The following is a 13,454-nucleotide window of genomic DNA, read 5'->3' as shown; positions in this document are numbered from 1 at the left end:
CGCAAAGTTGCGCCCCGAAAGAATCCAGTAGAAACCGATCGGCATTATCTGCGATGATCGGATGATGTCTCGGGGGGAGGCCACGGAATAGTTCCATAGGTCCGGGGACATCTAGAGACTTTGGTCTTTGAGGGGGGCGGGACTTTTGACCCGCAAATAAATGTGACTTACGTCCCTGGCAGTAAGAATGCCGAAGGCGGAGGGCCGGGCATGTCCGGCATCTGGCAAGGCCTTGATGTCACCCGGCAATTTCTCATTGTTGCGGGTATCGTCGTCTGTGGTTCGATGGCGCTGCTGGGGGAATGGCTGAGTGGACAGATCGCCGCCAACCAGCTGAGGAGCCGGGCCGAATCCGGCGCCCTCTACATGGAGGGTTTTCTGGCTCGCCATATCGAGGGAAATGCCGATGATCCTCAGGTGTCTCCGGCCCGCCAGGAGGAATTGGATGAGTTGCTGATCGGCACGGATCTCGCACGGCGCGTCGAAGGCTTCCGGATATGGCGCCACGATGGTCTCGTCATCTACAGCACCAACAAATCGCTGATTGGAAAGACTTTTCCCTCGCAGGATATCGAGCACGCTTTCAAGGGGCGGGTCGTCGCCCAGCTTGAGGATAGCCACGACGACGGAGAGGACGATGGTCCCGCGGCAACCCACCGGCCGCTCATCGAAATCTATGCCCCGATCTACCGGCCGGGCACGCGGGATATCATCGCCGTCGGAGAGCTTTATGAGGAGGCGGGCGAATTTGTCGTTCAGCGCAACAGGGTGCAGCGCCATACATGGGTGATTGTCGGAGCCACCTCGCTGGCGATCATGGCGCTCTTGTTTCTGATCGTCCGGCGGGCCAGCAGGACGATTGCCGGTCAGCGGGCGGTATTGAAGACGCAGCTCGCTCAGGCGCGGGCACTGGCGGAGCAGAATACGGAGCTTCGAAAGGCGGCGGACCGGTCCCGCATGGATGCCACCCAATCGAACGAGCAGCTTCTCAACCGGATTGGCGCCGATCTGCACGATGGTCCGGTTCAGCTGCTCAGTCTGCTGATCCTCAAGCTGAGCGGATCTGCGGCAAGCGCCAATTTGCCGAAGGTGGCGCTTGAACGCGTGCCGGAGATCAAGGGGGGCGAGCTCGCACCCGTTCATATTGCGCGTCTGGTGTTGACCGAATTGCGGGAGCTATCGACCGATCTTGTCGTGCCCGAGATCGAGCACATGCCGCTGGAGGCCGCCTTGCAGATGGCGGTCGAGCAGCATGAGTATGCGACGGGATCAAAGGTCTTATCGGCCTACGGGAAACTTCCCGAGCGCGTCGCGCATCCGCTGAAAATCTGTCTTTATCGCGTGGTGCAGGAAGGGCTCAACAACGCATTCCGACACGGCGGCGGCCGAGGTCAGCGCGTGTCTGCATCATCCGATATGTCCGAGATCGTCGTGACCATTGCCGATGAAGGTCCAGGGATTGCGCCAGAGAGCAGCATAGATCGGCACCGTCCGCTCGGCCTCCAGGGCATTCGCAACCGTGTCGCTGCATTCAGGGGGCACGTCGATATCCGGCCGGGGCCGGTTTCCGGCACGGAGCTTCGGGTGACGGTGCCGATGGAGGGCAACAGTCTCTAGTGCCGCGGAATGGAATCGCCGGCACCCTCCAGCTTTTGTGCGGCGATCAGCACTTCCAGCCGGTTTCGGGCATTCAGCTTCTGCATCAGGATCGTCATGTAATTCTTGACGGTCTTCTCGCCGATCTTGAGGCCGATTGCGATCTGCCGGTTGGTGAAGCCCCGCAGAAGCATGCCGATGATTTGCCCCTCGCGGATGCTGAGCTTCAAATCCGCTCCGGCCTTTTTGCGCAGCGAAGCGATCTTGAGTTCTTCGATGACCTTGCAGGCAAAGGCCGGCGTGATGAACATGTCGCCGCGATGCACGGCGCTGATTGCCTGGACGAGCTCCTGAATGCTGCTGCCTTTGAGAACATAGCCGCTCGCGCCGGCATTGAGCGCACGCACCGCGTAATCGCTGCCCGTGTTCGCTGTAAAAACCAGTATTTTGGTGCGGATTTTTTCGACCAGTTTCGTGATCACGTCGAAGATGTTGCCGGGCATCATCAGATCGACGACAAACACATCCGGCGCCAGTCTTAGGCCGATATCCAATGCATCGTCGGCGCATGTGCCAGTCGCTGCGATAGTAAATTCCGGATTCTTTCCAAGAATTTCCGTCAGTCCGGCCACCATTAACGGGTGGTCGTCAATAACTACTACCGAGATCGGACTCATGATACGCGTCCTGTTCATAGTATCTGTGCAATTAGTATTCGTAAAATAATTCTATGTCCATCTAAGTCATTCTGACTATTTCCATAGTCGTAGCTAATTTGGATTAATCATCCGATTTATTATTCAAGTAAATAAGGTTGTATTTGTAGAATTTTAGGAAATATTGAACGTATTGCTGTCGGCTGTAGGACATCGGTGACGTGTGTGGGCGTCGTCTCGCGCGTTGCAGCCGTGGAAAACGATCATGTCGAGGCGGACGGCCCGGAGCGATGCTGCGCGCGAAACCGTTGGAATAGATCAACTTGCCCGGGCAGGTGTCCGGGCAAGTATTCTATCCCATTCAGCCGATGGTCATCAGGCTGGCGTTACCGCCGGCGGCGGCCGTGTTGATCGAGGTCGAGACCTCTTCGATTAGCCAGTTCAGGCAATAAGCTTCGATATCGCTCTCGATTTCGGCGGCCGTCGCCGATTGCACCAGGACAAGCGGTCCATCGAGTGCGGCGATCGCCTTGTTGAGCGTCCGGATGCGCTCTGCGCGGCCCTCCAAAAGGGCTGCGGCAAAGGGACCGTCCTTGTTCCAGTCCGAAGTCCAGGAGACGCGCGCCGCGACGCTTGCGGGAATGTCCTTCAGTGCGGCGCGAAGGCCGGTGGCTTCGTCGATAACGGCCTGGTTTCCGGTGGCGAGCGCAGCGGCCAGCTGGCGATAGAGGCCACGTTCGCTCTCGGGAGCGAGCAGAACCCGTCCGCGCGGATGAAGCGCATAGATGTTGCGCTCGCCGACAGGACCGGCAAGTTCCTTCTCAAGGCCAACGGCGGAGAGGCTTCCGAGCTCGCGTGCGGCCTCGGCGTCGTCAGCCCGTCCCTTGCCCGATAGCCAGACTGCGAAGTCGGCAAGAGCCGGGTCGGTGTGAACGGAGCTGTGCTGCGGCGGCACCGGTGCCTTCTGGACCAGGCGGCCGATATAGAGCGGACCGCCCGCCTTCGGGCCGGTGCCCGACAGGCCACGGCCGCCGAACGGCTGGACGCCGACGACCGCGCCGATGATGTTGCGGTTGACATAGAGATTACCCGCCTGGATGCGGCTGGTGACGTGAGCGATCGTCTCGTCGAGACGCGTGTGAAGCCCGAATGTCAGGCCGTAGCCGGAGCCGTTGATATCATCGATCAGGCGATCGAGATCTTCGCGGCGGTAGCGGATAACGTGAAGAACCGGCCCGAAGATTTCCTTTTCCAGATCGGACAGCTTCTTGAGTTCGATGATGGTCGGCGGCACGAAGGTGCCGAGGCCCGCAGTCTCAGGCAGAGGCAGCTGCTCGACCTTGCAGCCGAGCGCCTTCATCTTCTCGATATGGGCGTCGATATCGCCTTTTGCGGTCGCCGTGATGACCGGGCCGACATCGATGCTGAGGCGATCGGTACGGCCGATCGTCAGCTCCTGGAGGGCGCCCTTCAGCATCGTCAGGGTGCGGTCAGCGACGTCCTGCTGCAGGCAGAGCACGCGCAATGCCGAGCAGCGCTGACCGGCGCTGTCGAAAGCCGAAGCGATGACATCGCCGACGACCTGTTCGGCAAGTGCGGAGGAATCGACGATCATGCCGTTCTGGCCGCCTGTCTCGGCGATCAGCGGGATCGGTTTGCCCAACGCCGAGAGACGGTTGGCAAGCTGTGCCTGAATCATCCGGGCGACGCCGGTGGAACCCGTAAACATCACGCCGGCCGTCTCTTCCGCGTCGATCAGCGCGGCGCCGAGGCGGCCGCTGCCCGGGGTGAACTGAAGCGCTGCGCGCGGAACGCCGGCCTCATGCAGGATCCTGACGCTTTCGAAGGCGATGATCGGGGTGACGCCCGCAGGCTTGGCAATAACTGGGTTGCCCGCCACCAGCGCTGCGGCGACCTGTCCGGTGAAGATCGCCAGCGGGAAGTTCCAGGGGCTGATGCAGACGATCGGGCCGAGAGGCACATGCGACGGGCCGAGTGTGCGGCGAGCCTGTTCCGCATAGTAGCGCAGGAAGTCGATTGCCTCGCGTACCTCGCCAATGGCGTTGGCGGCGGATTTGCCGGCCTCGCGGATGATGATGCCCATCAGCGGCTCGATCCGCGACTGCATGATATCGGCGGCGCGATCGAGGCAGGCTGCCCTGTCTGCCGGCGGGACTGCCGCCCATTGCTTGGCGCCGTCAGCCGCGAACCTGGCGATCCTGGCGGCGGCGTCGATCTCCACTTCGGTCACCTGACCGACAACGTCTCCATGATCGGCCGGATTGAGAACCGGGCTTGTCGTGCCATCCACCGAGCCGTCTGCCATAAGCGGCGTGGCATGCCAGCATTTCGTGGTTGTCTGAAGCAGGTTGCCGGCAAGGCGGGCCAGTTCCATTTCGTTCGAAAGGTCGATGCCCGAGGAATTGTTGCGTTCGGCGCCATAGAGGTTCTGCGGCAGGGAGATGAGATCGTGCGGCTTGCCGATGGGCGTGGCGGCTTCGACGAGATCGACCGGATCGGTGGTCAGGTCATCCACCGAAACCTTGGGGTCCGAGATGCGGTTGACGAAGGAGGAGTTCGCGCCATTCTCGAGCAGGCGGCGGACGAGATAGGCGAGCAGCGTTTCATGCGTGCCGACGGGCGCGTAGATGCGGCAGGGCCGGTCGAGATTCTGCTTGCCGACGACCTCGTCATAAAGAGGCTCGCCCATACCATGCAAGCACTGGAACTCGTACTTGCCGATCTGGAAGTCCGGGCCTGCGAGCTGATAGATGGTCGCCAGCGTCTGGGCATTATGCGTTGCGAATTGCGGGAACACGGCGTCAGTGGCGGCCAGCAGCTTGCGGGCGCAGGCGACATAGGCAACGTCGGTGTGGATCTTGCGCGTATAGACGGGGAAGTCAGGCAGGCCGTCGAGCTGGGCGCGCTTGATCTCGGCGTCCCAATAGGCGCCCTTGACGAGGCGCACCATCATCCGGCGGCCGGAGCGGCGGGCGAGATCGATGATGTAGTCGAGCACGAAGGGGCAGCGCTTGCCATAGGCCTGAACGACGAAGCCGAGACCGTTCCAGCCTTTCAGCCCGGCGTCGAGGCTGAGTTCTTCGAGGAGGTCGAGCGACAGTTCGAGGCGATCGGCTTCCTCGGCGTCGATATTGAGGCCGATGTCATATGTGCGGGCAAGCAGTGCCAGTTCGCGAACGCGGGGCAGAAGCTCGGTCATCACCCGTTTCGACTGGGCGCGGACATAGCGGGGGTGAAGAGCCGACAGCTTGATCGAGATGCCCGGCCCGGCATAGACGCCGCGGCCATCCGATGCCTTGCCGATCGCGTGGATCGCCTTCTCGTAGTCGCGGTAGTAGCGGTCGGCATCCTTTGCCGTCGTCGCTGCCTCGCCCAGCATGTCGTAGGAGTAACCAAAGCCGCGTGCTTCGAGCGGACGGGCGCGCTTCAGCGCCTCGTCGATCGTCTCACCGGTGACGAACTGCTCGCCCATCATGCGCATCGCCATATCGACGCCGCGACGGATCACCGGTTCGCCGCAGCGGGCAATCAGCCGGGTCAGCGCGGCGGCAAGGCTGCGGTCGTTGACGGTCGATGTCAGCTTGCCGGTGACCACAAGTCCCCAGGTCGCCGCGTTGACGAACAGCGAGCGTCCGCCACCGACGTGCGACTTCCAGTCACCCTCGGAAATCTTGTCGCGGATCAGCGCATCGCGCGTGGCCGTATCGGGGATACGCAGCAGCGCTTCGGCGAGGCACATGAGCGCAACGCCTTCCTGGCTCGACAGTGAATATTCCTGCACCAGGCCCTCGACGCCGGTTCCCTTGTGCTTGGCACGCAGCGCCTCGATCAGCTTGCGCGCGGTATCGCGGGCGGCGGCCTTCATATCCGCAGGCACGCGGGCTGCTTCCACGAGGGGCGGCAGGCATTCCGTTTCCGGGCGCCGGTAGGCGGCGGTGATGGCCTTGCGCAGGTCCGATTGCTCGCGGATCGGCGGCGCAAACTCGGCAAATGGCGAATTGGAATCCGGACCTGGTGCGTTATCGGCGGCGTTGAGCATTGCGGGATCCTAGCAGCGGGACTTGTTTGAACGGCAACTGCCGGCGTCTGTTCGATACGCAAGGCGCATGCGCCCATGCCCCAAACCACCGGCAGCGGCAATCTAGCATAAATGTGCCTGGTCGATCCAACTTGATTGAGGGCGATTTCAATGGCAATTATCTATAGATATCGCGATTGGGATGCTAATATGCCTAAAGAGACCGCCTTGTTTAGTGAACTCGACCAACTGGACAGGAAGATACTGGAGGCCCTGTCGGAAGATGGGCGGATCTCCATTACAGACCTGGCAGCGCGCGTCGGCCTGTCGAATACTCCATGCCAGATCCGCTTCAAGCGGCTGATCGCCGAAGGCTATATCGAGGGTTTCCGGGCGGTGCTCAATCCGGCGAAGATGGAACTCGATCATATCGCCTTCGTCGAGGTCAAGCTCTCGAACACGACCGAGGGCGCGCTGAAGAGCTTCAACGATGCGGTCAAGAAGATCAAGGAGGTCGAACAGTGCCACATGATCGCCGGGCGCTTCGACTATTTGCTGAAGGTTCGCACCCGCGACATCGCCAAATACCGCCGTGTTCTCGGCGAGAAGATTTCGACGCTGCCGCATGTCTCGAGCACATCGACCAATCCGGCGATGGAAACGGTCAAGGAAGGCTGGGACAAGTTCAATCCCAGCCTTTGAAACTGCGGCCCGATCGGCCGCAGTTCGATTTCTGAGGGCTGGTTCAGCTGGCTGCCTTGAGGCGCGCGGCTTCGGGGCTGTAGAACTGGCCGAAGCGGTTGTCGAGGAAGTCGGCAAGAGCGATTTCTTCCTGTCGTACGAAGCCCTTGGTCGGAAGCTTGCCGTTGGCAAGAAGATCGAGCACGCCGGTGATGCCTGCCGCGGTGGTGATCTGGATCGCGCTCATCTTGCGGCCGGCAACGACGCCGGAATACACCTTGTTGGCGTAGGTTTCCTGCAGGTAGTGATCGTCCTTCCAGCCGCAGACGGTCACGAAGACGATGACCACGTCCTGCATGGTGGCGGGCAACGCATGCTCGAACAGGTCCTTCAGCACGTCGCGGCGGTTTTTCAGGTTGAGATCGTTCAGGAGTGCCTTGATGATCGCCTGATGGCCGGGATAGCGGATCGTGCGGTAGTTCATCGTCCGCACGCGGCCTTCCAGCGACTTGGCAAGCGTGCCCAGTCCGCCAGAGGTGTTGAACGCCTCATAGGTTACGCCGTCGAGCGAGAACTCTTCGCGTTCTTCCATCGCCGGAACGGTGATGAACTTGCCTTCGACGATCGCCTCGCAGGGCTCGATATATTCGTTGATCAGGCCGTCGGTGCTCCAGGTGAGGTTATAGTTCAGAGCGTTGGACGGATATTGCGGCAGCGCGCCGACACGCATCCGCACGCTGTCGAGCTTGTCGAAGCGCTTGGCCAGATCGTTGGCGACGATCGAGATGAAGCCCGGCGCCAGGCCGCACTGGGGAATGAAGGCGCTTTCGGCATTCTCTGCCAGCGCTTCGACCTTCTTGGTCGTCGCAACGTCTTCCGTGAGGTCGAGATAGTGCACGCCGGCGGCAAGGGCCGCCTCGGCGATCAGGCCGGTCAGATTGAACGGCGCTGCCGACAGGACGGCGAACTTGCCCTTGAGCGTGGCCACCAGATCCGCATGGCTGGAAATATCAAGCACGGCGGTCGAAATCGCCGGATGCCGCTCGACCCGTTCGGTCTGTTCAGCGCTGCGGTCCAAGACCAGCACCTTGTACGCGCCCGTATCGGCCAGCATCAAGGCGATGGCGCCACCGATCTTGCCTGCGCCTGCAACAACAACTTCTTTCATATCAGCCCTCGATGACGTTTATAGGATTTTTATAAGCCTAGCAGTGGACTTCACATAAAATAGCGGCAGAATGCGCAAAACGACGGACATATTAAATCAGTTTGCTGATCAATCTTTGCGGAGTGTAGAGCGATGGATCTGAGCGTGAAAGACCGGGAGCTGTTGGCGCTGCTCGGCGAAAATGCCCGTCTGCCGGTTGCCACCTTGGCCAAGAAACTGTCGCTATCGCGAACGACGGTGCAGGCGAGGCTGGAACGGCTCGAGCGCGAGGGCGTGATCGCCGGATATGGCGTCAGGCTGTCGGATGCCTATGCCTCGGGGCTGATCCGGGCGCATATCCTGATCACCATCGCGCCCAAGGCGCTGGCGCAGGTGACATCGGCCCTCGACAAGATGCAGACGGTGACGGCGCTGCATTCCGTCAGCGGATCGTTTGACCTGATCGCGCTGATCGCTGCGCCGTCGATATCGGAGCTCGACCAGGTGATCGACAGGATCGGGGCGATCGATGGCGTCGACCGCACGCTGTCCTCGATCATTCTCTCGACACGGTTTGCCCGGTGAGAAACACCGCCGCGTGGCGGCGGCAGAGATTGCCTCGCAATTGCTATTTCACATTTGCAAAGTTCGGCTAGTGTCCGTCAATGACACCGGTCGAGCGCCATCGCGCTGCCCGCGCCTGAGCTACCAACGGCATTGGAGAACACATGAATAACCACCTGAAATTCTTCATCGACGGCGCCTGGGTCGATCCTGTGATGCCGAAGACGATCGAGGTGATCGATCCATCGACCGAAGAAACCTATACCTCGATCTCCGGTGGCTCTGCAGCCGATGTTGACAAGGCTGTTGCAGCTGCGAAGCAGGCGTTCGAAACGTTCTCGCTGACCTCGAAAGAGGAGCGTCTGGCGCTGCTGAAGCGGATTCTCGAATGCTATAATGAGCGCTTCGAAGATATCGCCCAGGCCGTCAGCCAGGAAATGGGTGCGCCGCTGCCATTCGCCCGCGATTCGCAGGCCGGGGTGGGGCGCGCTCACATGGAAGCGACGATCGCCGCGTTCGAGGAATACACATTCAGCGAAAAGCGCGGCACGACCACCGTCGTCAAGGAGCCGATCGGCGTCTGCGCGCTGATCACCCCCTGGAACTGGCCGCTGAACCAGATCGTCTGCAAGGTGGCTCCGGCGATCGCCGCAGGCTGCACGGTCGTTCTCAAGCCATCGGAAATCGCGCCGATCAGCGGCATCATCTTCGCCGAGGTGATGGCGGCCGCGGGAACGCCGAAGGGCGTGTTCAATCTGGTGAATGGCACCGGTCCCGATGTCGGCCAGGTCATGGCCGGACATGCTGATGTCGATATGGTCTCGTTCACCGGTTCGACGCGGGCCGGGATCATCGTTGCGAAGACCGCCGCCGATACGGTCAAGCGCGTGGCGCAGGAGCTCGGCGGCAAGTCGGCAAACATCATTCTCGACGACGCTGATTTCGAAACGGCCGTCGCCAAGGGTGTCGAGGGCTGCTTCGGCAACTCTGGCCAGTCCTGCGATGCGCCGACCCGGATGCTGGTACCGGCAGGCCGCCACGACGAGGTGCTTGCCATCGCCAAAAAGGCGGCCGAAGCCTTCAAGACCGGCGATCCGCGCGCCGAAGGCGTCGATCTCGGCCCCGTCGTCAGCCAGATCCAATATGACAAGATCCAGCGCCTGATCGAGAGCGGCATCAGCGAAGGTGCGACGCTGGTCACCGGCGGTCCCGGCAGGCCGGAGGGGCTGAACCGCGGCTATTATATCCGTCCGACAGTCTTCGGCCATGTCACGCCCGGCATGACGATTGCGCGCGAGGAGATCTTCGGGCCGGTTCTCTCGATCATCTCCTACGAGAACGACGAGGATGCCGTTCGCATCGCCAACGATACGGTCTACGGTCTCGCCGCCTATATCCAGTCGACCGATATCGAGCATGCCCGCGCCGTGGCCAAGCGCATGCGCGCCGGTTCGGTCTATCTCAACTATCCGGACTGGGACACATTCGCACCCTTCGGCGGCTACAAGCAGTCCGGCAACGGCCGCGAGTACGCCGATTGGGCGATCCATGATTTCCTTGAAATCAAGGGTGTTGTCGGCTGGGGTGAATAATCCGGCGTCTTTTGTCTGCAAGGAAAATCGCCACACGAACGGATGCCGTAATGCTCGACAAGCTCACCGGGGACGACCGCGTCCTGATCCTCTCGCCGCACCTCGACGACGCGGTTCTCAGTGCCGGCGGGCTAATGGACAGGGCGGTGAAAGATGGTGCCCATGTCGTCGCGGCGACGATTTTTACCGGCGATGCCGATCTGCAGGGTGAGCCGTCACCGCTGGTTCGCGAGCTGCATGAATGGTGGGGGCTCGGCGCAAATCCGTATGCCGTCAGGCGCGAGGAGGATATCGCCTCGATCGCGCGCCTCGGCGCCGATTACATTCATGGCGGCATGACGGATTCAATCTATCGCAAAGACCGCGATGGCATCCCCCTTTACGCGACCCGGGAGGCGGTCTTCTCGCCGCCATCGGATCGGGATCCGGCCTGGGCGCCGCTGGAGGATTTGCTGGCGGAATGGTTCGCCGCGGTGCGCCCGACGATCGTCCTCTGCCCAATGGCGGTCGGCCGCCATCTGGATCATGTCGTGACCACCGAGACTTTCCGCAAATGCAGTGCTGCCTGGAACGCCGATATTTATCTCTATGAGGACATTCCCTATGCCGCCGGCTTCTTCCCGCCCGGCCATCCGGACAGCGTGCCGGCTGCACTGGAGCGGACCAATTGGACGGTCAGGGATCATGTTGATATCGACGTCGACTTCGAGCGCAAGTTCGCGGCGATCTTGAAATATGAATCGCAGATCGCCGAAATCTTCCCCGGCCTCGATGCCGAGAGAGAGCTAAGGAATTACATGAGGGACGCGTCCGGAACCGGATTCAGGGAACGGTTCTGGCGGGCGGAAAACTGACGGCCTTCCGCTGCAGCGAACTACATCAGGCAGCCGTCGCGCCGCTGGACCTGGCATCCCGTTTGCGGGTTCTGGCAGCCAGCGCATCCATCAGCGCCGACTTGACCTTGTCGAGGTGATGCGGCTTGGTGACGACGCCGACGGCGCCCTCGAAGCCCGCGACAATTTCGGGATTGCCAGTCATGAAGACGACCTCGATGCCATAGAGATCGATCAGCGTGCGGGCGATCTGCGGACCGGTCGGGCCGTCCGCCAGCTGTACGTCGACGAGCGCGATATCGGCTCGCCGTGCCAGCGAGAGCGCCTCAATTTCCGTCCTTGCGAGTCCCGCAACCTCGAACCCGTTGTCGAGCACCATGCTTTCGAGGTCCCAGGCAATGATGCCCTCGTCCTCAACGATCAATACCTTCATGTCATTCCCAACTTCTTCGCCCGAGTTGCGAAGTAGGGAAGCAGTCACGAAGGTCAAGAGACGGGCGGCCGACTTCGCTCACGAGACCGTGAGGACCGCCGCCAGCTCACGGAGGCAAGAGCCTGAAATCGCTTCCCTCAGGCAGAAGCTGCCCGCCATCGACGACGATCGTCGTGCCGGTGATGTAGCTTGCATCGTCGGAGGCGAGAAACAGGAAGGCATTGGCGACATCGCGCGGGCTGCCGAGCCTGCCGAGCGGAATGGCATCCTCCATGTTTTTGATGAAGGCCGGGCCACGGTGAAGCTGCATCGCCTCGGTCATGATGTTGCCCGGCTCGACGCCGTTGACGGTGATGCCATAGGAGGAGAATTCGAGCGCTGYGGCGCGGATGAAGCCGTTGATCCCGGCCTTGGTCGCCGAATAATGGCCGTGGCCCGGGCTGGTGACACGCGGCCCCGTGATAGACGAGGTGAAGAGGATGCGTCCATAGCCTTGCTTCCGCATCGGGTCGAGTGCTGCGCGCGCCGCGTTGAAGGAGCCGCGCAGATTGACGGCGATGACGTTGTCCCAGTCCTCGGGGCTGGTATCCTCGATCAGCTGCCAGGGATAGACGCCGGCATTCTGGACGATGATATCGATCCTGCCATAGGTCTCGACTGCGAAGGCGATGACAGCCTTGGCGTCCTCCATCTTCGAGATATCGGTCTTGAAGAAGGTGACGCCGAGATCCGCGGCGGCGGCGCGGCCGCCTTCCTCTTCGTAGTCGGCGAGGACGATCGTGGCGCCTTCTTCCTGAAAGCGCTTGGCCGTCGCCTTGCCGATGCCGCGGGCGGCGCCGATGACAACCGCTATTTTTCCGTCCAGTCTTCCAGTCATGCGAGCCTCTGACGCAGTTTTTGCTTGAATGTATCGAGAAGGACCGCCGCCAGCACCAGGAAGCCGTGGATAACCTGGGTGAAATTGGCGGGCAGGCCCATGAGATTGATGGCGGTGTTGATCGACGACAGCAGCAGCACGCCAGCATAGACGCCGGGCAGGGCGCCGACGCCGCCCTTCAGGCTGACGCCGCCGATGACGACGGCCGCAAAGGCGTTGAACAGCAGGCCGACGCCAAGATTGGCTGTCGCGCCCGAGGTGCGGATGGCGAGTAGCCAGCCGGCGAGACCGGCGATCGCGCCTGCCATGACGAAGGCGATGATCAGGTTGCGCTGGACGGGAATGCCGGCGCGGAACGTTGCCGTCTCATTGCCGCCGATCATCGTCAGATGACGGCCGAACGGGGTCTTGGCCATGATCACCGAAAACAGCACGAAGCAGAAGATGGCGATCCAGGCCGTCAGTGGCAGGCCGATCAGTCTCTGAATACCGAACCAGCGGATGGCGGGTGCCAGATCCTGCGCGGAGCGGCCGCCCGAGACGGCAAGCACGATGCCGCGCACCCAGATATAGGAGGCCAGCGTGATGATGAAGGCATTCATCTTCACCTTGACGATCAGGAAGCCGTTGAGCAGCCCGATCAGGCCGCCGACGGCAAGGGCGATCAGCAGCGAGACCGGCACCATCAGCCATTCCGGGCTGAGCGTGAAGCCGATGCCGATGCCGGCCGAGCAGAACAGGATGCCGACTGCCATGGCCGACAGCGCCGCGACTGACTCCACCGAAAGGTCCATATGCCCGGCGATGATTACCAGCGACAGGCCGATCGACATGACGCCGAGGACGCTGGAGGCTTCGATGATATTGGCGAAGATGCCAAGCTGGAAATAGTTCGGGACGAACGCCGAAAAGACGGCGAGCACGAAGATGAGCATGAACCAGACGAGATTATCGAGGACGAGCTCAAAGAATTGACGCGTGCGAGGTGTCATCAGGCCGTTCCGGTTGCTGGGGAGGGAGCCCGGGCTGTGAAGCC

Annotated in this window: 11 protein-coding genes; 5 read left to right on the top strand and 6 right to left on the bottom strand. The window is 61.5% G+C overall.

What is annotated here, in order from left to right; all coding sequences use genetic code 11:
• Nucleotides 1-210 precede the first annotated feature (210 nt).
• Complete coding sequence (locus tag AC1DIJ_RS01810) at nt 211-1,617, top strand: sensor histidine kinase (protein ID WP_112388620.1); 1,407 nt, start codon at nt 211-213, stop codon at nt 1,615-1,617.
• Here AC1DIJ_RS01810 and AC1DIJ_RS01805 read toward each other — a convergent pair.
• Both AC1DIJ_RS01805 and putA read right to left on the bottom strand, forming a co-directional pair.
• Nucleotides 1,614-2,273: a response regulator gene (locus tag AC1DIJ_RS01805; RefSeq protein WP_112388619.1), complete on the bottom strand. Its 660-nt coding sequence runs from the start codon at nt 2,271-2,273 to the stop codon at nt 1,614-1,616. The two genes, AC1DIJ_RS01810 and AC1DIJ_RS01805, sit on opposite strands and share 4 nt — an antisense overlap.
• A 340-nt stretch (nt 2,274-2,613) precedes the next feature.
• Nucleotides 2,614-6,312: a trifunctional transcriptional regulator/proline dehydrogenase/L-glutamate gamma-semialdehyde dehydrogenase gene (gene putA, locus AC1DIJ_RS01800; RefSeq protein WP_112388618.1), complete on the bottom strand. Its 3,699-nt coding sequence runs from the start codon at nt 6,310-6,312 to the stop codon at nt 2,614-2,616.
• A 189-nt stretch (nt 6,313-6,501) separates the two neighbouring features.
• Between putA and AC1DIJ_RS01795 the strand changes: the two genes are divergently transcribed.
• Nucleotides 6,502-6,993 carry an Lrp/AsnC family transcriptional regulator gene (locus AC1DIJ_RS01795; protein ID WP_112389026.1) on the top strand — a complete coding sequence of 164 codons (492 nt, stop codon included), beginning with the start codon at nt 6,502-6,504 and terminating at the stop codon, nt 6,991-6,993.
• Nucleotides 6,994-7,036: 43 nt separating this feature from the next.
• Here the strand turns inward: AC1DIJ_RS01795 and AC1DIJ_RS01790 are convergent, their stop codons facing one another.
• The gene (locus tag AC1DIJ_RS01790) at nt 7,037-8,140 is read right to left on the bottom strand and encodes a saccharopine dehydrogenase family protein (RefSeq protein ID WP_112388617.1); all 1,104 of its coding nucleotides are present in this window, start codon (nt 8,138-8,140) and stop codon (nt 7,037-7,039) included.
• Between the two features lie 132 nt (nt 8,141-8,272).
• Here AC1DIJ_RS01790 and AC1DIJ_RS01785 point away from each other — a divergent pair, with 132 nt between their 5' ends.
• From AC1DIJ_RS01785 to AC1DIJ_RS01775, 3 genes are all read left to right on the top strand, one after another.
• Complete coding sequence (locus tag AC1DIJ_RS01785) at nt 8,273-8,704, top strand: Lrp/AsnC family transcriptional regulator (protein ID WP_112388616.1); 432 nt, start codon at nt 8,273-8,275, stop codon at nt 8,702-8,704.
• A 143-nt stretch (nt 8,705-8,847) separates the two neighbouring features.
• On the top strand, nt 8,848-10,275 hold the full coding sequence (locus AC1DIJ_RS01780) for an aldehyde dehydrogenase family protein (RefSeq protein ID WP_112388615.1): 1,428 nt from the start codon (nt 8,848-8,850) through the stop codon (nt 10,273-10,275).
• A gap of 50 nt (nt 10,276-10,325) precedes the next feature.
• Nucleotides 10,326-11,129, top strand: coding sequence for a PIG-L deacetylase family protein (locus AC1DIJ_RS01775; RefSeq protein WP_112388614.1), 804 nt, complete (start codon nt 10,326-10,328; stop codon nt 11,127-11,129).
• Nucleotides 11,130-11,154: 25 nt separating this feature from the next.
• Here AC1DIJ_RS01775 and AC1DIJ_RS01770 read toward each other — a convergent pair whose 3' ends face one another.
• The 3 genes from AC1DIJ_RS01770 to AC1DIJ_RS01760 are packed head-to-tail and all read right to left on the bottom strand — an operon-like array spanning nt 11,155 to nt 13,410.
• Nucleotides 11,155-11,589 (bottom strand): response regulator, encoded by a 435-nt coding sequence (locus AC1DIJ_RS01770; RefSeq protein ID WP_310291280.1) that lies wholly within the window; start codon nt 11,587-11,589, stop codon nt 11,155-11,157.
• Nucleotides 11,590-11,647: 58 nt separating this feature from the next.
• Nucleotides 11,648-12,418, bottom strand: coding sequence for an SDR family NAD(P)-dependent oxidoreductase (locus AC1DIJ_RS01765; RefSeq protein WP_477831164.1), 771 nt, complete (start codon nt 12,416-12,418; stop codon nt 11,648-11,650).
• Nucleotides 12,415-13,410 (bottom strand): ABC transporter permease, encoded by a 996-nt coding sequence (locus AC1DIJ_RS01760; RefSeq protein ID WP_112389025.1) that lies wholly within the window; start codon nt 13,408-13,410, stop codon nt 12,415-12,417. The genes AC1DIJ_RS01765 and AC1DIJ_RS01760 overlap by 4 nt, the downstream gene beginning before the upstream one ends.
• Nucleotides 13,411-13,454 lie beyond the last annotated feature (44 nt).

The organism is Rhizobium sp. 10N427, from assembly GCF_056394605.1.
Note: the sequence above shows the minus strand (reverse complement) of the source record. Positions and strands in the feature narration are given on the sequence as shown.

What these genes read in the sequence shown, in the direction of transcription:
- AC1DIJ_RS01810 (WP_112388620.1), top strand. Translation starts at nt 211, where the DNA reads ATGTCCGGCATCTGGCAAGGCCTTGATGTCACCCGGCAATTTCTCATT.
- AC1DIJ_RS01805 (WP_112388619.1), bottom strand. Translation starts at nt 2,273, where the DNA reads ATGAGTCCGATCTCGGTAGTAGTTATTGACGACCACCCGTTAATGGTG.
- putA (WP_112388618.1), bottom strand. Translation starts at nt 6,312, where the DNA reads ATGCTCAACGCCGCCGATAACGCACCAGGTCCGGATTCCAATTCGCCA.
- AC1DIJ_RS01795 (WP_112389026.1), top strand. Translation starts at nt 6,502, where the DNA reads ATGCCTAAAGAGACCGCCTTGTTTAGTGAACTCGACCAACTGGACAGG.
- AC1DIJ_RS01790 (WP_112388617.1), bottom strand. Translation starts at nt 8,140, where the DNA reads ATGAAAGAAGTTGTTGTTGCAGGCGCAGGCAAGATCGGTGGCGCCATC.
- AC1DIJ_RS01785 (WP_112388616.1), top strand. Translation starts at nt 8,273, where the DNA reads ATGGATCTGAGCGTGAAAGACCGGGAGCTGTTGGCGCTGCTCGGCGAA.
- AC1DIJ_RS01780 (WP_112388615.1), top strand. Translation starts at nt 8,848, where the DNA reads ATGAATAACCACCTGAAATTCTTCATCGACGGCGCCTGGGTCGATCCT.
- AC1DIJ_RS01775 (WP_112388614.1), top strand. Translation starts at nt 10,326, where the DNA reads ATGCTCGACAAGCTCACCGGGGACGACCGCGTCCTGATCCTCTCGCCG.
- AC1DIJ_RS01760 (WP_112389025.1), bottom strand. Translation starts at nt 13,410, where the DNA reads ATGACACCTCGCACGCGTCAATTCTTTGAGCTCGTCCTCGATAATCTC.